The 22,023-nt window shown below is 65.7% G+C and carries 21 protein-coding genes; 16 read left to right on the forward strand and 5 right to left on the reverse strand.

Going from position 1 to position 22,023, the window contains the following annotated elements:
• The first annotated feature begins 34 nt into the window (after positions 1–34).
• Positions 35–1,423 (forward strand): amidase, encoded by a 1,389-nt coding sequence (locus CWO91_RS12870; protein WP_130213784.1) that lies wholly within the window; start codon positions 35–37, stop codon positions 1,421–1,423.
• On the opposite strand, the gene CWO91_RS12875 is transcribed toward CWO91_RS12870, so the two are convergent.
• Together CWO91_RS12875 and CWO91_RS12880 are read right to left on the reverse strand one after the other, a co-directional pair.
• Entirely contained in the window at positions 1,424–2,173 is a 750-nt protein-coding gene (locus CWO91_RS12875; protein WP_165405411.1) for an aspartate/glutamate racemase family protein, read from the reverse strand.
• Between the two features lie 2 nt (positions 2,174–2,175).
• On the reverse strand, positions 2,176–2,883 hold the full coding sequence (locus CWO91_RS12880) for a GntR family transcriptional regulator (RefSeq protein ID WP_165405399.1): 708 nt from the start codon (positions 2,881–2,883) through the stop codon (positions 2,176–2,178).
• A 198-nt stretch (positions 2,884–3,081) separates the two neighbouring features.
• On the opposite strand from CWO91_RS12880, the gene CWO91_RS12885 reads away from it, so the two are divergent.
• The 5 genes from CWO91_RS12885 to hydA are packed head-to-tail and all read left to right on the forward strand — an operon-like array spanning position 3,082 to position 7,860.
• On the forward strand, positions 3,082–4,086 hold the full coding sequence (locus CWO91_RS12885; RefSeq protein WP_130213786.1) for an ABC transporter substrate-binding protein: 1,005 nt from the start codon (positions 3,082–3,084) through the stop codon (positions 4,084–4,086).
• On the forward strand, positions 4,070–4,921 hold the full coding sequence (locus CWO91_RS12890; RefSeq protein ID WP_130213787.1) for an ABC transporter permease: 852 nt from the start codon (positions 4,070–4,072) through the stop codon (positions 4,919–4,921). Before CWO91_RS12885 ends, CWO91_RS12890 begins: the two co-directional genes overlap by 17 nt.
• Positions 4,921–5,697, forward strand: a complete 777-nt coding sequence (locus CWO91_RS12895; RefSeq protein ID WP_130213788.1) for an ABC transporter ATP-binding protein — start codon at positions 4,921–4,923, stop codon at positions 5,695–5,697. Before CWO91_RS12890 ends, CWO91_RS12895 begins: the two co-directional genes overlap by 1 nt.
• 10 nt (positions 5,698–5,707) lie before the next feature.
• Positions 5,708–6,439, forward strand: coding sequence for a maleate cis-trans isomerase family protein (locus tag CWO91_RS12900; protein ID WP_130213789.1), 732 nt, complete (start codon positions 5,708–5,710; stop codon positions 6,437–6,439).
• Positions 6,400–7,860 (forward strand): dihydropyrimidinase, encoded by a 1,461-nt coding sequence (gene hydA, locus CWO91_RS12905; RefSeq protein ID WP_130213790.1) that lies wholly within the window; start codon positions 6,400–6,402, stop codon positions 7,858–7,860. Before CWO91_RS12900 ends, hydA begins: the two co-directional genes overlap by 40 nt.
• A 41-nt stretch (positions 7,861–7,901) precedes the next feature.
• Here the strand turns inward: hydA and CWO91_RS12910 are convergent, their stop codons facing one another.
• The 3 genes from CWO91_RS12910 to CWO91_RS12920 form a co-directional block, all read right to left on the reverse strand.
• Positions 7,902–8,840, reverse strand: a complete 939-nt coding sequence (locus CWO91_RS12910) for an acetamidase/formamidase family protein (RefSeq protein WP_130213791.1) — start codon at positions 8,838–8,840, stop codon at positions 7,902–7,904.
• A gap of 4 nt (positions 8,841–8,844) precedes the next feature.
• Positions 8,845–10,263 carry a cytosine permease gene (locus tag CWO91_RS12915; RefSeq protein ID WP_165405401.1) on the reverse strand — a complete coding sequence of 473 codons (1,419 nt, stop codon included), beginning with the start codon at positions 10,261–10,263 and terminating at the stop codon, positions 8,845–8,847.
• Positions 10,264–10,553: 290 nt separating this feature from the next.
• On the reverse strand, positions 10,554–11,048 hold the full coding sequence (locus tag CWO91_RS12920) for a MarR family winged helix-turn-helix transcriptional regulator (RefSeq protein ID WP_245471231.1): 495 nt from the start codon (positions 11,046–11,048) through the stop codon (positions 10,554–10,556).
• A gap of 159 nt (positions 11,049–11,207) precedes the next feature.
• Here CWO91_RS12920 and CWO91_RS12925 point away from each other — a divergent pair, with 159 nt between their 5' ends.
• From CWO91_RS12925 to CWO91_RS12970, 10 genes are all read left to right on the forward strand, one after another.
• Positions 11,208–12,485 (forward strand): amidohydrolase/deacetylase family metallohydrolase, encoded by a 1,278-nt coding sequence (locus CWO91_RS12925; RefSeq protein WP_130213792.1) that lies wholly within the window; start codon positions 11,208–11,210, stop codon positions 12,483–12,485.
• Positions 12,486–12,494: 9 nt separating this feature from the next.
• A complete protein-coding gene (locus tag CWO91_RS12930; RefSeq protein ID WP_130213793.1) occupies positions 12,495–14,888 on the forward strand; it encodes a xanthine dehydrogenase family protein molybdopterin-binding subunit in 2,394 nt (797 codons plus the stop codon).
• Positions 14,885–15,721: an FAD binding domain-containing protein gene (locus CWO91_RS12935; RefSeq protein WP_130213794.1), complete on the forward strand. Its 837-nt coding sequence runs from the start codon at positions 14,885–14,887 to the stop codon at positions 15,719–15,721. Before CWO91_RS12930 ends, CWO91_RS12935 begins: the two co-directional genes overlap by 4 nt.
• Complete coding sequence (locus tag CWO91_RS12940; protein ID WP_130213795.1) at positions 15,718–16,914, forward strand: xanthine dehydrogenase family Fe-S subunit; 1,197 nt, start codon at positions 15,718–15,720, stop codon at positions 16,912–16,914. The genes CWO91_RS12935 and CWO91_RS12940 overlap by 4 nt, the downstream gene beginning before the upstream one ends.
• Before the next feature lie 77 nt (positions 16,915–16,991).
• Positions 16,992–18,146 carry an ABC transporter substrate-binding protein gene (locus CWO91_RS12945; RefSeq protein ID WP_130213796.1) on the forward strand — a complete coding sequence of 385 codons (1,155 nt, stop codon included), beginning with the start codon at positions 16,992–16,994 and terminating at the stop codon, positions 18,144–18,146.
• Between the two features lie 64 nt (positions 18,147–18,210).
• Positions 18,211–19,083 (forward strand): branched-chain amino acid ABC transporter permease, encoded by an 873-nt coding sequence (locus CWO91_RS12950; protein WP_165405402.1) that lies wholly within the window; start codon positions 18,211–18,213, stop codon positions 19,081–19,083.
• Positions 19,080–20,126 (forward strand): branched-chain amino acid ABC transporter permease, encoded by a 1,047-nt coding sequence (locus tag CWO91_RS12955; protein ID WP_130213797.1) that lies wholly within the window; start codon positions 19,080–19,082, stop codon positions 20,124–20,126. Before CWO91_RS12950 ends, CWO91_RS12955 begins: the two co-directional genes overlap by 4 nt.
• A complete protein-coding gene (locus tag CWO91_RS12960) occupies positions 20,126–20,908 on the forward strand; it encodes an ABC transporter ATP-binding protein (protein ID WP_165405403.1) in 783 nt (260 codons plus the stop codon). Before CWO91_RS12955 ends, CWO91_RS12960 begins: the two co-directional genes overlap by 1 nt.
• The gene (locus CWO91_RS12965; RefSeq protein ID WP_165405404.1) at positions 20,901–21,605 is read left to right on the forward strand and encodes an ABC transporter ATP-binding protein; all 705 of its coding nucleotides are present in this window, start codon (positions 20,901–20,903) and stop codon (positions 21,603–21,605) included. The genes CWO91_RS12960 and CWO91_RS12965 overlap by 8 nt, the downstream gene beginning before the upstream one ends.
• Entirely contained in the window at positions 21,598–21,993 is a 396-nt protein-coding gene (locus CWO91_RS12970) for a Rieske (2Fe-2S) protein (protein WP_208753018.1), read from the forward strand. The genes CWO91_RS12965 and CWO91_RS12970 overlap by 8 nt, the downstream gene beginning before the upstream one ends.
• Positions 21,994–22,023 lie beyond the last annotated feature (30 nt).

Here is a 22,023-nt window from a genome sequence, read left to right on the forward strand (position 1 = left end):
CGCCTTTCGATGCGAGGTTTGGCATGGTGCGGCGATGACGCCGAAGCCATCGATCTGCGACCTCACTGCCAAAACCCTTGCGGGCGCCATCGTGACGGGTGAGTTCTCTTCGCGTGACGCCGTCGAGGCGCATCTGGTGCGGATCGCGGAACAGGATCCGCAATTGGCGGCGTTCATAACCGTCGATGCCGAGGGCGCCCGCCGCGCTGCGCAAATCTGCGATGCCGCGCCCGCGCCGGTCGGTCCGCTGCACGGCGTGCCCGTCGGGATTAAGGACCTCACCGACACCGCGGGGCTTGCGACCACCTATGGATCGGTGCTGTTTCGTGATCATGTGCCCGCAGAGGACGATCTCGTGGTCGCGCGGCTGCGACGTGCCGGCGCGATCATTTTGGGAAAGACCAACACGCCGGAATTCGGCTTCGGTGCGGTCTGCACCAATAAATTGTGCGGGCCGACGCGCAATCCATTCGATCCCGCGCTCACATCCGGCGGATCGTCCGGCGGCTCCGCCGTCGCGGTCGCGGCCGGCATGGTGCCGCTCGCGCACGGCACCGATTTCGGCGGCTCGGTGCGCACGCCCGCAAGTTTTTGCGATGTCGCCTCGATCCGGCCGACACCCGGCCGCATCCCGTCGCCGCGCCGACCGCTCGGCTGGGATATGCTCGCCACCCACGGTTTTCTCGCCCGCGGCGTCGATGATCTCGAACTGGCGTTGTCGGTATGTGCTGGGGGAGATGCGAATGATCCGCTCTCGGCCGGTGTTATCAATGACGATCGGTCGCTCGCGGGACGTCCGCGGATCGCTGTCACGCCCGATTTCGGTGTCGCGACGGTTGCGCGCGATGTCCGCGAGCGTTTTGCTACCGCCTGCGATGCGCTTGCTAGAATTGCCGATGTCATGCCGTCCTGGCTCGATTGCAGCGGTGCGATCGAGACCTTCCGTACGCTGCGCGCCGCGCACATCGCCAACAGCTATGGCGAGCTGCTGCGGACGCGTCGCGCCGAGCTCACGCCCACCGTGATCTGGAACATCGAGGCGGGCACAAAACTCTCTGCCGAGGATTACCTCAACGCCGAGCGGCGCCGCACCGCGATCTATCGCAGCTTTCGCGAGCTGTTCACGCGCGCCGATCTCCTGGTTGCGCCGGCGGCGTCGGTCTTTCCCTGGCCGAACGAGATCAGCGATGTCACCGCGATCGACGGCACGGCGCTGGAGACGCCCATCGATTATCTCGCCGTCACTTTCATTGTCTCGTTGGTCGGCTTCCCCGTTCTGACCTTGCCGGTGCGTCGGGAAGAAGACGAGCTGCCCTTCGGTATCCAGATCATCGCGCCACCGCGCTGCGAATCCCGTCTGTTTGCCTTTGGCCGTGCCATCGAAAACGAATTGGGCTTTTCGCATCTCCGGCCGCCTCTCTGATCAGCTGTCGCGATGCTCGAGCCGCGCGGCGAGCGCGTCGGCAAGACCAGTGGTGGGTTTGGCGGCGGGCCGGCGGTACGTGCCTGCGGTCGCCTTGCGCAGGCGGAGCGCCACCAGCGCCTCCGCCTGCTTCACGGCGGCGACGACCTGATCGACGACGGGGACGTGGATCCGGTCGGCGACGCGTTCGGCAAGACCCGAAAGCGGCGCGCCCGCAAAGATCAGGACATCGGCCTCGTCCTCGACAATGGCGCGCTGCGCGAGTTCGACGAGCAAATCCTCCTTCTCGGTGCCGACATCCGAAATCGCCTTGAACGGCGTGTCGAGCATGCGGATGCCGGCGCAGCGTTCTCGCAGCCCGTGGTCGCGGACGCACTCCTCGTACCAGGGGCCCAGCGCTTGCGCGAAAGTGACGATGGCGAAGCGGCGACCGGCCATGCAGGCGGTGAGCATCGCAGCTTCGGCAAGGCCGATCACGGGAATGTCGAACGTCTCGCGCGCGGCAAACAGGCCGGGATCGCCGAAGGCGGCGATGATCGCGGCATCGACCTTGGTGTGCTGCTCGGCCAGCATCTCCAGCGCGATGGCGCCGCCGATCTGCGCCTCGGTGCGCGTCGCGATATAGGGCACGCCGCGCGAGGCGGTGCAGGGGACGATCTCGGTGCCGGGCGCGGCGGCGCGCTGCCCGACATCGGTCATCAACTGGGTGACCGAGGTGCTGGTGTTAGGGTTGAGCAGCAGCAGCTTCATGGTCATGCCGCCGTCAGCTTGGGCTTGGGAGCAAGAGTCTCGAGCAGCGCGGTGCCGGTCTGTCTGACATGGGCCCCGAGCAGGCGTCCGGCGGCTTCGCTGTCGCGCGCCTCGAGGGCTGCGAGGATATCGGCATGCTCGTTCACCGAATTGCTCCAGCGCTTGTCGGCGCCGAGCGCGAGATAACGCGCGCGTTCAGCGCGGGAGATCAGCGTCTCGTGGGCCTCGCGCAGCGGCGTGTTGCGGGCCATGCGGACGATGGTGTTGTGGATCTCGCCGTTGATCGCAAAATAATCGTCGAGCTTGCCGTTGCGATGATGACCTTCCATCCGGGTCTGAAGCGTGCGCAAGCGGGCGAGATCGCGCTCGGTGGCGCGCTCCGCGGCGAGCTCGGCGGCGAGCCGCTCGATGCCGGCGAGCGCCTCGAACAATTCCGAGATGTCGTCGACCGCGATGTCAGCGATGCGCGGGCTGCGGTTCGGCCGCAACTCGATCAACCCTTCCGCCGCCAGCACCTTCATCGCCTCGCGCAAGGGGGTGCGCGACACGCCGAGCTCCTTCGACAGCTTCGTCTCCTGGGTCTGCGAGCCCGGCGGCAGCTCGCCGCGAATGATCATCGTCCGCATCCGCGCGGCGGCGCGCTCATGCAGGCCCATCCGCTTGAGTTTGGGCGACTTTCGTCCCTTTGGCGCTTCCGATTTTGGCTGCACGCGTGCCTCACTTCTCACGTTGATCTTAGCCGTTTCCGGCCTTCTTGTTTGCCAAAAATACCGACGTATGTCGCTGAAAACAATAGCATAGTGCGTAAATTGTATGCAGCATGCAAAAACCGGATTGCGCGGCGGCGAAGGCCGGCGGATGATCGTTTCCGACGCGCGAGATCCCGCGCCTTTGAAATGGAGTAAGCGATGCGGACGAGTTTGCGATTGGGCCTCGTGGTGATGGCGGCGGTGCTTGGCGGCAGCGGGATCGCCTCCGCGCAAGCTCCGAAGATCAAGCTCGGCTACGCCAAATGCGCGCACTGCCTGCCGATGTCGTTGATCCCGGGCATGGCGAAGAACGTCGAGGTCGAGGCCACCGGCTTCAACTCGGGCAATGACGTGCTCACTGCCCTGGTGTCGAAGAGCATCGACGTCGCGCAGGTGACCTATCTCCACTACATCACCGCACTCGACAAAGGTTTTGACGTCGTCGCCGTATCCGGCCAGATCAACGGCGGCTCGGAATGTCTCTCCTCCGCGAAGCTGAACCTGCCCCCCGAGGACTGGGCCACCTTCAAGACGACCGTTGCGAGGGCGAAGAGCGACGGTCAGCCGCTCAAGGTCGCGGCGTCTCGCGGCAATGCGCAGGACATCCACATGCGCGGCGCGTTCCTCAAGCAGGGTGTCGATCCCAACAAGGACATCCAGTTCATCAACATTCCCAATCCGTCCGACCATCTCGCGGCGCTCCAGCGCGGCGAGGTCGACATGATCTGTTCGGTCGAGCCGTTTGCCTCGCAGATCCGGCTGGCCGGTGCCGGCAAGCATTTTGTGCTGCCGTATGAGCAGGCTGCCGGAAATCTCACGAATCTGATCGTCACCCGTTCCGACGTGATCGCGAGCCAGCGCGCCGGCGTCCAGGGCGTCGTCAGCGCCGTGGTCGAGCTCGACAACAAGCTGATCGCCGACAAGGGACCGTGGGTCGAGGTCATCAACAAGCTCACCGGCCTCGACAAGACGGTCGCGACCGAGGCGCTGAAGAATGCCTCGCCCGATCCCGCGATCCATCGCTCGCAGACGCTGGCGATAGCCGCGATGATGCGCGACCTCAAATACATCTCAAAGGACGTCTCCGCGGAAGCGGAGAAGAACATGGACTATTCGTTCCTGGAGCGGACCACCGGAAAGGCCAAGAATGACCTCGGTTACTGACGTCTCGCCCGCGAGGCCGGCGTTCCGGCTGACGCGGGCGTTCCAGGGACTCGAACGCCTCGTGGTGCCCGCGCTGCTGATCGCAGGCTGGGAGGCCTTTGCCCGCAGCGGCATGCTTCCGCCCGCGCTGCTGCCGGCGCCGAGCGCGGTGCTGCATGCGCTCGGCGACTGGGTATTCGGCTTCGACGAGACCACGCAGACCTATTCCGGCCACTGGCTGCGCGACGCGCTTGCGAGTGCTGTTCGCGTCTTTGGCGGCTTTGCGCTGGCTAGCCTTCTCGGCATCCTCGCCGGCGTCGCCATCGGCTGGTCGCGCCTGTTCGAGAAGACGCTGGAGCCGACGCTGCAGATGCTGCGGCCGATTCCGCCGGTGTCGTGGATTCCGCTGGCGATCATCTGGTTCGGCATTGCCGACAAGCCGGCGATCTTCCTCGTCTTCCTCGGTGCCTTCTTTCCTGTGCTGATGAACAGCATCCATGGCGTCAAGACGGTGGACCACAATCTCGTGCGCGCCGGCGCGATGATGGGGGCGAACGGACGGCAGATGCTGACCGACATCGTCCTGCCGGCGGCGCTGCCATCGATCTTCGCAGGCCTGCGCATCGCGGTCGGCTCAGCCTGGATGCTGACGGTCACGGCCGAGATGGTCGCAGTCAGGAGCGGCCTTGGCTACGTGCTCTGGGATTCCTATTACTTTCTGCGCTACGACATCGTGCTCGCGGCAATGATCTCGATCGGGCTGCTCGGCTATCTCTCCGACCTTGGCCTCAAGGCGATCATGGCGCGCGCGCTGCGCTGGCAGCAGACGACCACCGTGCAGGGTAGGGCGGGCTGATGGCGGCAATCGAGCTTCGCAACATCGTCAAGGTGTTCTCCGACAAGAGGCGCGGCCGCGACCTACTGACGCTGGACAACATCAATCTCGACATCGAGGCCAACGACTTCGTCTGCCTGCTCGGCCCCTCCGGCTGCGGCAAGTCGACACTCCTGAACATCATCGCCGGCTTCGAGCAGGCGACCTCCGGCCGAACGCTAGTGGATGGCAAGCAGGTCGAGCGGCCCGGCTCGGACCGCGGCGTGGTGTTCCAGCAGCCGACCCTGATGCCGTGGCTGACGGCGATCGACAACATCGCCTTCCACCTCAAGCTCAAGGGTATCCCCAAGGCCGAGCGCTACGACCGCGCCATGGAGTTCATCGATCTCGTCGGCCTGCGCGGTTTCGAGCACCACCATCCCTCCGAGATGTCCGGCGGTATGAATCAGCGCGTCGGCATCGCCCGCGCGCTGCTGATGAACCCGAGCGTGATCCTGATGGACGAGCCGTTCGCGGCGCTGGATGCCCAGACCAAGCTCGAAATGCAGGAGGAGCTGGTCGCGATCTGGCAGAAGCGCCGCTGCACCATCGTGTTCGTCACCCACAGCGTCGACGAGGCGCTGGTGCTCGGCAACAAGATCGTGGTGATGACGAAGCGGCCGGGCCGGATCCGCGAGGCCGTCAATTTCGACCTGCCGCGCCCGCGCGACATCACCAGCCCCGGGTTCAACGACGCCAAGCGCCACATCCTGGCTCTGATCCGGGAGGAGTCGACGCGCCTTGCGCAGGCGTCGTAAGGTTAAGGCCATGCGCAAACGCCTCGGCATGATCACGCCGTCCTCCAACTCGGTGCTCGAGCCCGTCACCAGCGCCATGCTGCATGGCGCCCCCGGCGTCACCGCACATTTCTCGCGCTTCCGCGTCACCGAGATCGCGCTCGATGCCGCTGCGTTGAGCCAGTTCGATGCTTCCGCCATGCTTCCGGCCGCGGATCTGCTGGCCGATGCCAAGGTCGACGCGATCGCCTGGAACGGCACGTCGGCGAGCTGGCTCGGCATCGGCCGCGACCGGGGCCTTTGCGAGGCGATCACGGCACGCACGGGCGTGCCGGCGACGACGTCGACGCTCGCCTGCATCGATGCCGCCCGCACGCTCGGTGCAAAGCGCGTCGGCCTGGTCTCGCCCTACACCGACGACGTGCAGCGGCGTATCGCCGACGTCTGGGCCGAGGAGGGGATTGCCTCGCATGCGGAGCGGCATCTCGGCTTGCGCGACAACTTTTCCTTTGGCGAGGTCACGTCCGCGACGATCGCGGAGATGATCCGCGCGGTCGCGGCAGACGGCGCAGACGCCATCGTCATCCTCTGCACCAATCTTGACGGCGCCGCGCTGGCCGCCTCGCTCGAACGGGAATTAGATATCACCGTGCTCGACTCGGTCGCGGTCACGCTGTGGCGGACGCTCGGCCTCGCCGGCGGCGACGTCACGGCCCTTGCGCGATGGGGCCGCATATTTCAGACCATGCCAGCCATCAAGTGACGGAGACCTCTGTGACTCAGCTCGATCTCGCCATTCGCGGCGGCACCATCGTGACCGCCAGCGACGAGTTCCGCGCCGATATCGGCATTCGCGACGGTCGCATCGTCAGCATCGCCGAGCGCATCGAGGGCGCGGCGCGCGAGATCGACGCGACAGGGCTGCTCGCGCTGCCGGGCGGGATCGACAGCCACGTTCATATCTCGCAGCCCTCCGGCCCCGACGTAGTGATGGCCGACGATTTTGCGTCAGCGACGCGCGCGGCCGCCGCCGGCGGCAACACCATGGTGCTGCCCTTCGCGCTGCAGGAGAAGGGCATCTCGCTGCGGACCTGCGTCGAGAACTACCGCAAGCTCGCCGAGGGCGAGTGCTATATCGATACGGCCTTCCACCTCATCATCTCCGATCCAACCGCGGTCGTGCTCGGGCAGGAGCTGCCGGCCCTCGTCAAGGACGGCTACACCTCGTTCAAGGTGTTCATGACCTATGACGATCTCGTGCTCAGCGACAAGCAGCTGCTCGAGGTCTTCGAGGTGGCGCGCCGCGAGGAGGCGCTGGTGATGGTCCATTGCGAGGGCTACGACGCCATCCGCTTTCTCACCAGCAAGCTCGAGCGCGAGGGCCACATCGCGCCCTATTATCACGGCACCTCGCGGCCCCAGGCGGTCGAACGCGAGGCGACGCATCGCGCCATCAGCCATGCCGAGGTGATCGGCGTTCCCATCATGATCGTGCACGTCTCGGGCCGCGAGGCGATGGAGCAGGTGCGCTGGGCCCAGCAGCGCGGACTGCCTGTTCATGCCGAGACCTGTCCGCAATACATGACGCTGACGGCCGACGACATGAAGGGCCTCAACATGGACATCACGGGCGCAAAGTACGTCTGCTCGCCGCCGCCGCGCGATGCCGAAAGCCAGCAGGCGATCTGGGAGGGCATCACGACAGGCGTGTTCCAGACCTTCTCCTCCGACCACTGCCCGTTTCGCTATGACGATCCCAAGGGCAAGCTGACACCGAATTCCCGCACGTCATTCCGTTGGGTGCCGAACGGCATTCCGGGTGTCGAGACGCGACTGCCGATCCTGTTCTCCGAAGGCGTCTCGAAGGGGCGGATCAGTCTGCAAAAGTTCGTCGAGCTGACCGCGACCAACCATGCGCGGATCTACGGCCTCTATCCGCGCAAGGGCTCGATTGGAATCGGCTTCGATGCCGACATCGTGCTGTGGGATCCGAAGCTGACAAAGCCGATCCGGCAGGCCGATCTGCACCACGGCTCGGACTATACGCCCTGGGAAGGCTTTGATGTCACCGGTTGGCCCGTCACCACAATTGCCCGCGGCCGGGTCGTATACGAACAGGGCGAGATCGTCGGCGGCAAAGGCGCGGGTGAGGTGCTGAGCCGCGGCAAGTCGAGCCTGATCTGACCAGGCGCAGTCGCGCGGCGTCCAGTCTGGCGAGGACGCGGTCAGGGCATGCGGGATTTTGCCAGGACGCAGTGGACGCCCTTGTTGCCGTCGACCATCTGCGTAACCCTGAGGTCGGCGGCGATCGAGCAAAGCGTATAGGCGTCCTGCGCGCTGAGGCTGCTCCTCTCGCGGATCAGCGTGATCATGTCGCGCAGCGCCGCCTTGGCCGCATCATCGAGGTCTTCATCGAATCCCATCGTGATCCAGTCGACCGCGGTTTCCGCGCGCGGGGAGGCGAGGCGAAGATCGCGCCGGATGTGGAATTCGAAGGTGCCGGTGAGCGCCGCCTCGATCGCGGTCAGGCAGACCTCGCCGTCGCCCTGCAACGCGTGGCCGTCGCCCGCGGAGAACAGCGCGCCCGGCACGAACACCGGAAAATACAGCGTGCTGCCGGCCCCAAGCTCCTTGTTATCCATGTTGCCGCCGAAGGCGCGCGGCTCCTTCGAGGACAGTCGTCCCCATGACGGCGGCGGCGCCACGCCGAAATTGCCGAAGAAGGGAGAGAGCGGCAGCTCCTGGCCCCAGGGAAGCTTTGCGACGTTGCGCGCACGGTCCAGCGGAATGTGGATGCGGCGGAACTCGGGAAAATCCTCCGGCAGGGTGCCGAGCGTCGGCACGTGCAGATTCCAGCCCCAATTGCAGCGCAGCTCGATATTCAAGACGCGCACTTCCAGCACGTCGCCGGGCTCGGCGCCTTCGACATGGATCGGCCCTGTGAGAAGGTGCGGACCGGGACCGCGGAAGGCGCTTGCCAGCACCTCCGCATGTCCGGGCACGACCTCATAGCCGAGCGACGGATCGGGCAGGTCGTCCGGCTCGCCCGAGAGTGCCTCGATGGTCACCCGGTCTCCGGATGCGATCCGGAGCACCGGCTTCAGTCGTCCGTCCCAGAGTCCCCACTGGACGTTTCCGGGTGTGGATCGCAGGACGTGGTCCATGCCGCTAACTGCCTGCGCTGCTCGCAACGATCGAGGAGGGTGAGGTCGCGAACTTGCCGAGCCCGAGATAGACGAGGCCCGCCACGCCAATTCCGAACAGCCAGCTGAGGTCGGCGCCGCCGAGCAGGTTGATCGAGATCGGCCCCTGCAGCGCGCCGACGAGGCCGTCTTCAACCAGCCATCCGGCAACGAGGCCCGCGAAGAAGGCGATCGTGCCGGCCCAGTTGATGTCGCCATAGGCGCTGGTATCGGGCGAGCGGTAGAGCTCGGCGATGTCGATCTTGCCCTTGCGCTTGATGAAGAAGTCGGCGAGCACCACGCCCGCCCACGGGCTCATCCAAAGCAACAGGCTGATCATCCAGTTGTCGAACGCTTTCGCAAAGGACGGCGCGAAGATGAAGTAGAGCGTGACCAGATAGCCGGCGACGCCGACGATGACGGTGAGCCAGAAGCGCGAGAATTTCAGCCCGGCGCTCAGCGCTGCCAATGTCGCCGAATAGACGTTGAGGATGTTGGTGGCGATCGGACCGTGCAGCACCATCAGCAAGACGAGGATGCTGACCGGCCCGCCGAACACGGCGCTGACCATTTTTGCGGGATCGGTGTCCAGCGTTGTCGAGGCGATGGTCGCGCCGAGGATGCCGAGCCAGACCGTCGGCACGAACATGCCGACATAGCTGTACCAGAATACGGATTTCGACGGCACGCTTCTGGGCACGAAGCGCGAATAGTCGGAGGCCCAGGTCACCCAGGAAATGCCCCAGCCGACCCCGATCGCGGTCATCAGCAGCGTCAGCATCGCCAGATGTGCACCCGGAGGCAGCGAGGTCGTCAGGTTCCAGTTGACGACGCCGGGGCGCGTCCAGGCCAGCACGCTCATCAGCACCATGATGGCGATGGTCGGCGGCACTGTGTACTTCTCGAAGGTGCGTATCGCGTAGAAGCCGTAGATTCCGATCAGGACCTGCACGGCCATCACCAGCGTGATGACGACGATCTCGATGAACCAGGTGTCGGGAACGCCGAACTGGCCAAGGATGCCCATCGAAACCTTGACCGGGAAGTAGGTGTTCACGCCGATCCAGCCCAGCGTCATCAGGAACATCAGGATGCTCGGCAGGTAGGCGCCGCGGACCCCGAACGCGGACCGGCTCAGCACCATCTGGTTGACGCCGGTCTTGTGCCCCATCACCGTGAAGGTCGCGAAGATCGCGCAGCCGACGATGTTGCCGAGCACGATGACTGCGATCGTCTCCATCAGGCCGAGCTTGAGGATGATGCCGAGCCCGCCGAGCGCCCAGTTCACCGGCGCGATGTTGGCGCCGGCCCAGATCCACATCTGCTGCGGACCGGTTGAGTCCCGGTCCGCATCGGGAATTGGCTCGATGCTGTGAATATCAGCGCGAAGTTCGGAATCCGTCATGACATCCCCCAAATACGAAGCACACTTCGCATCATCGCAGCATAAATCGTGCCATGGGTTGCCGTGCTGCTGGAACAGGGCGTGCGCGCACATCAGATGCAGCGTCGCTCGCGCCGATTGCTGTTGAGTTTTCAAGTGTGCAGACCACTTCGCGCGCCGGCCCGCCGCGCCGCGTTCGCGGCAGCATTGCTCTGCTCAGGCCTGCCGCCACGAGGCGGAGGACGTTGCACGGCCGGGCAGCGGTACGATGATAAATTGAGCAGCCCAATTCAAAGCGGCAGCAGGTGCCGCTAGTCGAATAGGGCAGCGGCACTGTCGCGACTGGGGTTGCCGGCCACGATGCGCTGCATCATCTCGATGAACAACGCCTGTTCGCGCTCGCTGAGATCGCCGAGCGTCGCGCGATGCGCCTGCCTCGCGGCGCCCTCGATCTTGACCAAGAGGGCAGCGCCGGCGGGCGTCAGACGACACAGCCGGGCGCGGCGATCGTCCTTGTTGACGGCGCGCTCGACCAGATTCCGCGCGGCGAGACGCTTCAACGCGCCGGTCGTGGTGGTCCGATCGAGGGCGATATCGGCCGCCAAAGTGGTCTGATCGTTTGTTTCGCGCACCGCCAGCGCCGAGAGCAGGCTGTATTGCAGCGGTGTGACCTCGAATTCGCCGCAGGCGTCCTGAAACAGCGCGACGTGAATCTGGTGCAGCCGCCGGATCAGATAGCCGGGCCGTTGCGACAATGGCCAGGGGCGATGCTTGTCCCCGCTGCGACTTTTCCTGGCTCGCCGCAATGCACGCTCTCCCAACCCAAAACTCCGTCGCGCATAGCTCGATTCGATCGGGTTCGCCACAACGAGATCATGGCACGAAGCTTGCTTTTGTCAAATGCGAAGCATGCTTCGTAATTCGAGAGCGAGGCAGCCGCCTGCGTAAGATCCAAGGAGAGCGCCATGTCCGTTACTGCCAGCTTCGACCTTCTGCTGCGAGGCGGTCGCGTGATCTGTCCGGCCTCGGGCGTGGACGGCGTCAGGGACGTCGCCATCCGGGGCGGCAAGATCGCGGCGGTCGCGGCGGACATCCTGCCGACCAGTGCGAAGGAGGTCGTCGACGTCAGCGGCAAGCTGGTGCTGCCCGGGCTGATCGACACCCATGCACATGTCTATCAATATGTCTCCGGCCGCTTCGGCATGAATCCCGACATGGTCGGTGTGCAATCGGGCGTGACGACGCTGGTCGATCAGGGCGGGCCGTCCTGCATGACGTTGCCCGGCTTTCGTCATTTCATCGCGGAAGCCTCGGCCTCGCGCGTCTATGCCTTTCTGTCCGCCTATCTCGTCGGCGGCCTCGAAGGGCACTTCTATCCGCAGCTCTACAGTCCCGATGGCGTCGACATCGACGCCACGGTCAAGGCGGCGACGGCCAATCTCGACATTGTGCGCGGCATCAAGGCGCATGCCGAGATCGGTGGTTTCGCGCGCTGGGGCATTCACGTCATCGAAATGGCGGCGGAGATCGGCAAGCGCGCCGATCTGCCGGTCTATGTGCATTTCGGCCAGCTATGGGGCCTGCCCGAAAGCGGCGCCAACGGCGAGGATGCCGACACCATCCTCACGCGCGTGATCCCGCTGCTGCGCGAGGGCGATATCCTCGCTCATCCCTTCACGCGCCACCCCGGCGGCTTCGTCAATCGCGAGGGCGAGGTGCATCCGGTGATCCAGGCCGCGCTCGACCGCGGCCTCAAGGTTGATGTCGGCCACGGCAGCCATTTCTCGTATCGGCTCGCCAAGAAGGCGATCGCCGCCGGCATCATCCCGACCACGCTGGGCGCCGACATCCACGGCTACAACACCCATGTGCCTGCGCCGGCCGGAACGCCCGACCAGCATGAGGACGAGGAGAACCATCCATTCGCCGGACAGGCCAAGTTCAGCCTGGTCCAGGCGATGAGCTCGATGATGGCGCTCGGCCTGACGCTGGAGCAAGTGGTGCCGATGGTCACCGCCAATCCCGCAAAAATGCTCGGTCGCAGCGAGGAGATCGGCGCGCTCAAGGTCGGCATGGACGCGGACGTCTCCGTGCTCACGGAGCGGAACGGCCGTTTCGTCCTCAAGGACAACGAGAAGAACGAGGTGATCGCCGAGCGCCTGCTGCAGCCGGCCTTCTGCCTGCGCGCCGGCACGCGCTTCGAGGCGGTCGCGCCGATCTTGCCGCAAGCTGTCGCGGCATAAGGCCGGGCGGTGAAGGAGGACGCTGGCGTGCGTAACGAGCGAGAGTTTCCTGCTGGCAAATCCGGGCAGGGCGTCGGTGCACGGCTGCCGCGGAAGGAAGACGATCGCCTGATGCGTGGCCGCGGCCAGTACGTCGCGGATATCCGCCTCGCCGGCCTACAGGATGTAGCCTTCGTGCGCAGCCCACTGGCGCATGCGCGGATCCGCGGCATCCACGTGCCTGAACGTTATCGTGGCAGAGTGTTCACGGCTGCCGATCTCGTCGGCGTCAAGCCGATCCGCGCGGTGTCAGGACTTCCGGGCTTCAAGATATCCGAGCAGCCGGTGCTCGCCACTGGCAAGGTGCGGCAGGTCGGCGAACTCGTCGCGATGTGCCTCGCGCCGACGCGCGCCGAGGCGGAAGACATCGCGGCCTCCGTGACGCTGGATCTGGAGGAGCAGCCGGCAATCTACGACATGCTGAAAGCGCGCGAGCCGGGCTCGGCACTGGTGCACGAGCATTGGGGCGACAACGTCTTCCTGGAGACCAATTACGAGGTCGACATCTCCGCCGCGCTGGATGCGCCGATCAAGGTGACGCGCGAGATATCGACCGCGCGGCAATGCATGTCCCCGCTGGAAGGCCGCGGAGTGGTTGCGACCTTCGATCCCCGGCTCGACCAGCTCACGCTGCATTCGGCCGCGCAAATGCCGCACATCACGCGCAGCGGCCTTGCCGAATGTCTCGGCATGGAGGAGGGCCAAATCCGCGTCATCTCGCCGGATGTCGGCGGCGGTTTCGGCCACAAGGGGATCTTGCTGCCCGAGGAGGTCTGCCTGTCCTGGCTGACCATGCGCTGCGGCCATCCCGTGCGCTGGACCGAGGACCGCCGCGAGCATCTCGTCGCCAGCTCCAATTGCCGCGAGCACCATTACAAGATCACGGTCTATGCCGATCGCGACGGCATGCTGCGCGGCATCGATTGCGAGGCGACCGTGGATTCCGGCGCCTACTCGTCCTATCCGTTCTCGGCTTGTCTCGAAGCCGCGCAGGTCGCGAGCATCTTGCCCGGCCCCTACAAGATGCCGGCCTATCGCTGCCGCACCTTCTCGGTCGCCACCAACAAATGCCCGATCCTGCCGTATCGCGGCGTGGCACGTACCGGCGTCTGCTTTGCGCTGGAGCTAATGCTCGATCTCGTGGCAGCCGAAGCCGGCATCGAGCCGGGCGAGGTGCGGCTGCGCAATCTGGTGCTGCCGGAGCAGATGCCGTTCGACAACATCACGAAGAAGCATTTTGACAGCGGCGATTATCCGGAAGCGATGCGCCGCGCGCTCGCCGCCATCGACATTGATTCCATTCGCGCGAAGCAAAAGCAGGGCGAGACCGATGGCCGCCGCATCGGCGTCGGCGTCTCCATCTATTGCGAGCAGGCCGCGCACGGCACCTCGGTCTATTCCGGCTGGGGCATCCCGATGGTGCCGGGGCACGAGCAGGCCTCGGCACGCCTGACGCCGGACGGCGGTCTCGAATTGCGCGTCGGCGTGCATTCGCACGGGCAGGGCATGGAGACGACGCTCGCCCAGGTCGCCCATGAGATCCTCGGCGTCGATGTCGCGAAGATCCGCATCATCCTCGGCGACACCGCGATGACGCCGTATTCGACCGGCACCTGGGGCTCGCGCTCGATGGTGATGGCGGGCGGGGCGGTGGCGACCGCCTGCCGCGAGCTCGGCGAACGTGCAAGGCGCATCGGCGCAAAGCTGTTGCAGCACGATCCCGCCTCGGTGGTGCTGCAGAATGGCGAGGTGCGCGGGGTCAACGGCAGCGTCGGACTGAACGCGATCGCCTACACCTGGTATCGCCGCCCGCAGGATCTGCCCGCCGACGTCGATCCCGGCGGACTGGAGGTGACGCAGGGCTACAAGCCCGTGCGCGACAGCGGGACGTTCAGCTATGCCGCGCACGCCGCCGTGGTCGCCGTCGATCCCGATCTCGGGGAGGTGGAAATTCTCGACTACGTGATTGTCGAAGACGGCGGCGTGCTGGTCAATCCACTCGTGGTCGACGGTCAGATCTATGGCGGCCTTGCGCAAGGCATCGGCACCGCGCTCTACGAGGAGATGCCGTTCGACGCCTCCGGCCAGCCGCTGGCGACGACGCTCGCCGACTATCTGCTGCCCGGCCCCACCGAGGTTCCGGCGGCGCGCCTCGACCATATGGAGACGCCGTCGCCCTACACGCAGTTCGGCGTGAAGGGCATCGGCGAGGGCGGCGCGATCGCGCCGCCTGCCGCGATCGCCAACGCCGTCAACGACGCGCTGCGGCCGCTCGGCGTCGAGCTGATGCAATCGCCGATCACGCCGCATCGGATCGTCGCGGCGGTGCTCGCCGCGCGCGCGGCCGAAAGGAGCGCGGCATGAAGCCGGCGCCCTTCGCTTACGAACGCCCGCGCGACCTCGATGCCGCGCTCTCGATGCTGGCTGCAAGCGGCGGATCGGCAAAAATCATCGCCGGCGGCCAGTCGCTCGGACCAATGCTCAATCTGCGGCTGGTGCAGCCGGAACTGATCGTCGACATCTCCGGCCTTGTCGAGCTCAGGCGTGCCGAGATGTCCGGCAGCGAGCTTGTGCTCGGCGCCCTGGTCACCCATGCCGATATCGAAGACGGCCGCACCGCCGACGTGACCCGCGGCGCCATGCGCGGCGTTGCGGCCAACATCGCCTATCGCGCCGTGCGCAACCGCGGCACCATCGGCGGCTCGCTCAGCCATGCCGATCCCGCCGCGGACTGGATCTCGGCGTTGGCGGCGCTAGGCGCGCGGGTGACGCTGCGCAGCCTTGCCGGTGCGCGATCGATGGCCGTCGAAGCGTTTGTGGTTGGTGCGCTGGAATCCGCGCTGCAGGCCGGTGAGATCGTGGAAGCGATCCATGTGCCGGCGCGCGCAACGTTGGCGCATTGGGGCTATGCCAAGAGCTGCCGCAAGACCGGCGAATTCGCCCACGCCATCGGCGCGGTGCTGGTCGATCCCGCAGCCGGCTCGGCGCGCGTCGTGATCGGTGCGATCGACACGGCGCCGATCGTCGTGACCGACGCGGCGGACCTGTTCGGCGGACGGATCGCCGCCGACTACAAGCAGCGTTTCGATGCCCGCGTCGCCGACGCGCTTCTCGCCAGGGCCGGCGTCGACGATGCCGCGCAGCGCCATATTCATGTCAGCGTGTTGAAGCGCGCCGTCCTGGAGGCCGCGGCATGACCACGATCGCGCTCAACGTCAATCGCCGCGCGGTGGAGCTGTCGGCCGAGCCGCGCACCAGCCTTGCCGATTTCGTCCGCGACAGGCTCGATCTGACCGGCACCCATCTCGGCTGCGAGCACGGCGTCTGCGGGGCCTGCACCGTGCTGCTCGACGGTGTGCCGGCGCGCTCCTGCATCACCTATGCGGTGGCTTGCGCGGGCGCCGATGTCACCACGATCGAAGGCCTCGACGAGGACGAGGTCACGATCGAGCTGCGCGCGGCCTTCACTCGCGAACACGCGCTTCAATGCGGCTATTGCACGCCCGGCTTGCTGGTGTCGGCGCGCGATCTTGTCCAGCGTCTGCCCGACGCCGACGAGCGGAGCATTCGCGTCGGCCTCAGCGGCAATCTCTGCCGCTGTACCGGCTATGTCGGCATCGTGCGCGCGGTGCAGTCCGTGATCGAAGCCCGGCGTGCGCGCAACATCGCACCGCAGGCCGACAGCGGCCGCACCAGTCTCGGCCCGGTTGGATCGGGGCGCGCCCCATTCGGCGGAGAGGGATTATCTGCGCGGCAGGCGCCGGCGCTGGCCTCAGAGAGTGCCGCTCCGCTTCGAATTCCGGACTTCGCCCCGGCGACCGTGCTCGACCAGCGCTTCACGCTGCCGCATGCGCCCGCAAAAGTGTTCGCGATGTTCGATGACATCGCCGCCATCGCCGCCTGCCTGCCAGGCGTATCGCTGACCGGGCCGCCATTGCCCGAGCGCGTGGAGGGTTCGATCCGCGTCAGGCTCGGACCGATCGCGGCGGCCTTCGAGGGCGCCGCCCGCGTCGAGTGCGATCCCGCGACGCTCTCCGGCCGCATCATCGGCATCGGTACCGACCAGCGCAGCCATTCGGCGACGCAGGGTGAAATCCGATATCGCCTAGTACCGCTCGAAGGCGGCGCGGCGACCGCCGTCGAGCTCTCGGTTGGATACACGCTCACGGGAATGCTGGCACAGGTCGGCCGGCCGGGCCTCGTGCGCGATCTCGCCAGACGCCTCGTTGCCGAGTTCGCGACAAATCTCGACCGCCACATGTCCGGCGCGACGTCGGGGCAGACGGCCGCGGCAGAGCTCAGCTTCTGGTCGATCGCATCGGACGTTTTGCGCGCCCGCCTTGCGCGCGTGTTTGGCCGCGTCTTCACCGGAAAAGGTGGCGCGGAATGATCGGCGCGGTTCGCGCCGCGGAGTGACGAAGCCTGGACTGCCCTGGACATCAACAGCGTGGGATTTGGAGAGACAACATGACACGAGCACTCGGACTGGTTCGGACAATCACGCTGGCGACGGCCTTGTTCGGCGGCACGGCGGGGGCGCAGACCATCAAGATCGGAGTCAACGAGCCGCTCACCGGCGCGTTCGCGGCGTCCGGCACCTATGTCGTCAACGGCGCCAGGATCGCCGCCGACGAGATCAACGCCAAGGGCGGCATCCTGGGCAAGAAGATCGAGCTCGTCATTGAGGACAACAAGAGCAACCCGACGGAAGCTGCCGCCGTTGCCGAGAAGCTTATCACCAGCGACAAGGTGCCGGTGCTGATGGGCGCCTGGGGCTCCAGCCTCACGCTCGCGGTGATGCCGAAGCTGATGGAATACGAGACGCCGATGGTCGTGGAGACCTCGTCGTCGGGGAAGATCACCACGACCGGCAATCCCTTCATCTTCCGCATCTCGCCGCCCTCCGCGGTCGAGGCCGCGGCGTTCAAGGGCATCGTCGACAAGCTCGCGCTGAAGAAGGTTGACTTCCTCGTCATCAACAACGACTGGGGCCGGGGCACCGCCGAGGACTTCAGCAAGATGATGAAGGATAAGGGCATCAGCATCGGCCTGGTCGAGACCATGGACCAGGGCGCGCAGGACATGAGCGCGCAGCTTTCCAAGATCAAGAGCTCGGATTCCGAGACGGTCATCGTCACGACCGCGGTGGATCAGCTCACCTTGATCTTCAAGCAGGCCGCCGCGCTGGGCCTGAAGAAGCGCATCATCACCACCGGCGGCTCGCAGAACCCGGACCAGATCATCGCCCAGGCGGGAGCCGCCGCCAACGGCACCATGCATCTGACCACCTTCCTGCCCTGGTTCCCCGACAAGACGCCGAACCCGGAAGCCACCAACTATTTCATCACGGAATGGAAGAAACGCGGCTTCGAGTTCGCCGGCTGCACAGAGAGTTTTCGCGGTTATGACGGCATCCGTACTGCTGCTGCTGCGATCGAGAAGGCCGGCAAGGGCGAGCCCGCTGCGATCAAGGCGGCGCTCTGGAATATCAACATCAAGGGATTGAACGGCGACATCGTGTTCCGCAAGTCCGGCCCCGAGGGCAAGGAGAGCGGGCAGAGCCAGCCGAATGTCTATCTCATCGAGATCAACGACGGCAAGGTCGAACTGAAGACGCTCTAAGTCATCGGAGGCGAGAGCGGCACACCGCCGCTCTCGCCACATTGCAGATCATACGGAAACGGCTTTGAGCGAATTCCTCCAGCATCTGATCAACATGCTCGTGCTCGGCGGCACCTATGCGCTGCTGGGCATCGGGCTAACCTTGATCTTCGGCATCATGAACGTGGTGAACTTCACGCATGGCGTGCTCTACACGTTCGGTGCCTACATCATGTTCATCGTGGTGCAGCAGCTCGGGCTGAACTTCTTCCTTGCGCTCCCCGTCGCCGTGCTGGCGGGATGGTTGCTGGGTGCGGCCATCGAGCTGACCCTGCTGCGGCCGCTGCGGGGCTCCGACATCGACACCACGATGCTAGTCATGATCGGCGCCTGGATCGCGATGCAGTCGGGCACGCTATGGATCTGGGGCGGCGTCGCCAAATCGGTGACGACGCCATTCCCTGAGGCGCCGCTGGTGCTCGGGCCCGTGTCGGTCTCCTGGCTGCGTCTGTTCGTGCTCGCCGCCGCGGCAATGTTGATCCTGGTGACATATCTATTCATCAACAAGACCAGCCTCGGCCGCGCGATGCGGGCGACGTTCCAGGACCACGACACGGCCTCGCTGATGGGCGTCAATGTCGACATGATCTACACCTCGACCTTTGCGATCGGCTCCAGCCTGGCCGCCGCCGCCGGCGCGCTGCTCGGCCCGGTCTACGTGATCTTCCCGCAGATGGGGGATCTTGCCGCGGTGAAGGCCTTCGCCATCGTAATCTTGGGCGGCCTCGGCAACATCACCGGCGCGGTGATCGGCGGTTTCATCCTGGCGCTGGCCGAAGAGCTTGGCGCGGGCTACGTCTCGTCCGGCTATCGCGACGCGATGGGTTTTCTGATCATCATCGCGGTCCTGATCTTCAGGCCGACCGGCCTGTTTGCGCGTGCGGAGCGCGTCGGATGAGAATAGCCATCACCATCCTCGCGGTCGCAGCACTGGCCTCGGTCCCGCTCTGGCTGCGCGATCCCTATCTCCTCAACGCGCTGATCACGACCGGCATCTTCGTCATCGGCGCGATGAGTCTCAATTTGCTGCTCGGCTTTACCGGTCAGCTCAGCCTCGGTCACATCGCCTTCTTCGGCATCGGCGCCTATGTCAGCGCGCTGACATCGCTCGGCTTCGATATCGGCCTGCCCGGAGGCTGGCGCCTGGTTCACGCGCCCTGGCCGCCCATTGTGGGTCTGGCGCTCGCAAGCCTCGTCGCCGGATTATGCGGCTGTTTCGTCGGCCTGCTCTCGTTCCGCGTCCGCGGCGCCTATTTCGTCATCGTGACGATCTCCTTTGCCGAGGTGGTCCGGCTGGTCGCGCTGAACTGGGTCGAGCTGACGCAGGGCCCGCTGGCGTTGACCAACATTCCATCCATCGCGCTGCCGTTGCCCGGCTTCGGTGAGCTGACGCTGCGCACCAAGATGCAGAACTACTATCTCGTGCTGGTGGTGGCGTTGATCGCCTATCTCCTGATCGCACGCCTCGTTCATTCCCATTTCGGCCGTGCGATGCGGGGGCTGATGGAGAACGAGACGCTCGCCGTCTCCGTCGGCATCGACGTGACCAGGACGCTAACGCTGGCGGCGGTGATCTCGGCCGCGATCGCGGGCGCGGCCGGCAGTCTCTATGCGCATTACATCCGGATCATCGACCCTGAAGTATTCGCCTTCATCAACACCGTCAGCATGGTCATCATGGTCATCAGCGGCGGCAAAGGGTCGCTCGCCGGTCCCGTCATCGGCGGCCTGATTTTCGGCCTGCTGCCGGTCGCGCTGCGGCCGGTCATGGCGCCGGAAGCGCAGTGGATCGCCTATGGCGGCGTGCTGATCGCCATCCTGTTCGTGCTGCCGCGCGGCATCGTGCCGTCGCTCGCACAGCGCTTCATCCGACGGCGCAGCGGCGCGCCGGCGCTGGCACCAGTTGCGCTCACCGAAACCGGTGCAAAGGAACCGGCGTGATGACCGCGCGCAGCATTGCCATGAACATTGAGCAGGTCGCCGTCCGCTTCGGCGGGCTGGTCGCGATCTCCGACATGAGTTTTACGGTCGGCGAGGGCGAGATCGTCAGCCTGATCGGGCCGAATGGCGCCGGCAAGACCACCGCCTTCAACGTCATGACCGGTTTCCTGACGCCGAGCGCAGGCCAGGTCACCTATCAGGGTACGACGCTGACCGGGTTGAAGCCGCACGAGATCGCCGATCTCGGCCTGATACGCACCTTTCAGCGCACCAGTGTGTTTCCTAACGACACCGTCTACGACAATCTCCTGATCGGCCTGCATCGTCAGGGCCGGGTCCGGCTGCCCGATGCCATCCTCGGGCTGCCGGGCGCGCGCGCCTCGGAGCGCAGGCTGCGGCACAAGGCCAGCGAGCTGATCGAATGGGTCGGGCTCGAACGCCGCGCGTACGATGCGGCCGGCTCGCTCTCCTACGGCGAGCAGCGCCTGGTCGGCGTCGCGCTGGCGCTGGCGGCGGAGCCCTCGATGCTGCTGCTCGACGAGCCTGTCTCCGGTATGAACGCCTCGGAAACCCACCGTTTCGTCGAGCTGGTCCGCAGCGTTCGCGACCGCGGCATCACGATCCTGCTGGTCGAGCATGACATGCCGATGGTGATGACGGTCTCGGATCGTATCGTGGTGCTCAACTATGGCCGCATCATCGCGGAGGGAACGCCGGATGTGATCCGCAACGATCCGGCCGTGATCGAGGCCTATCTCGGACATGGAGCGGGGCGTGCTTGAGATCCGCGACATGGTGTGCGGCTATGGTGGCGTCACCGCGCTGCGCGGCATCTCGCTCGACGTGAAGGCCGGCCAGCTCGTCGCCCTGATCGGCGCGAACGGCGCCGGCAAGAGCACGACGCTGCGCGCGATTTCCGGCCTCGTGCCGCCGCGCGCAGGGCAAATGCGGTTCGAGGGCATCGACATCACGGGGGCGAGACCGCCGCGCGTTCTTGCCAGCGGGATCGCACATTGTCCGGAAGGCCGGCGCGTATTTCCGCACATGAGCGTCGAGGAAAATCTCGACATGGGGGCTTACCTCCGTCGTGGTTCGGGCGAGATCGCGGCCGACCGCGACCGCATCTACGCGGAGTTTCCGCGGCTCGCCGAGCGGCGCCGGCAGTCTGCGGGCACGCTGTCGGGCGGCGAGCAGCAGATGCTCGCGATCGGTCGGGCGCTGATGTCACGGCCGAGGTTGATCATGTTCGACGAGCCGTCGCTCGGGCTCGCGCCCAACATCGTCGAGCGCACCTTTGCGATCATCCGTGGCATCCGCGATGCCGGCACGACGGTGCTGCTGGTCGAGCAGAATGCGTTTGCCGCGCTCGAGATGTGCGACCACGCCTATCTGCTCGAGAATGGCCGCATCGTGCTGTCAGGCGCAGGCTCCGAGCTGATCGAGAACGAGCACGTGCGGAAGGCCTATCTCGGTGGATGACGATGCCGCCGGTTCAGCTGGCTTCGGCTGGACGCCGATCTGCAATCTCGACCGCCTGAGAGCGGAGACGATCGTTCGCGCACATGCTGCAGGCCGCGACCTGCTGGTGATCTGGAACGACGGCGATGTCGTCGCATGCGACCGCGCGTGTCCGCATGAACAGGCGGATCTGGCTCTCGGAGAGGTGAGGGCCGGCCGGCTGTTCTGTCGGCGTCACGCGGCATCGTTCGATTTGCGCGACGGGGCGATCAATCCGGGATGGCCGAGCCCGCCGTTGCGACTTTACCAGATACGGATCACGGGCGAACAAATCTGCGTGGAGGCGCGGGAGCAGCAAGCGCGGCGATGCTGGCATCATGCCCCTGTTTTGCCCGACGATTCAAAATGATCGATGGTGTCGACTTGCCTGCAAAATTCG

The sequence above is a fragment of the Bradyrhizobium genosp. SA-3 genome (assembly GCF_004212635.1).
Lineage (GTDB): Bacteria > Pseudomonadota > Alphaproteobacteria > Rhizobiales > Xanthobacteraceae > Bradyrhizobium.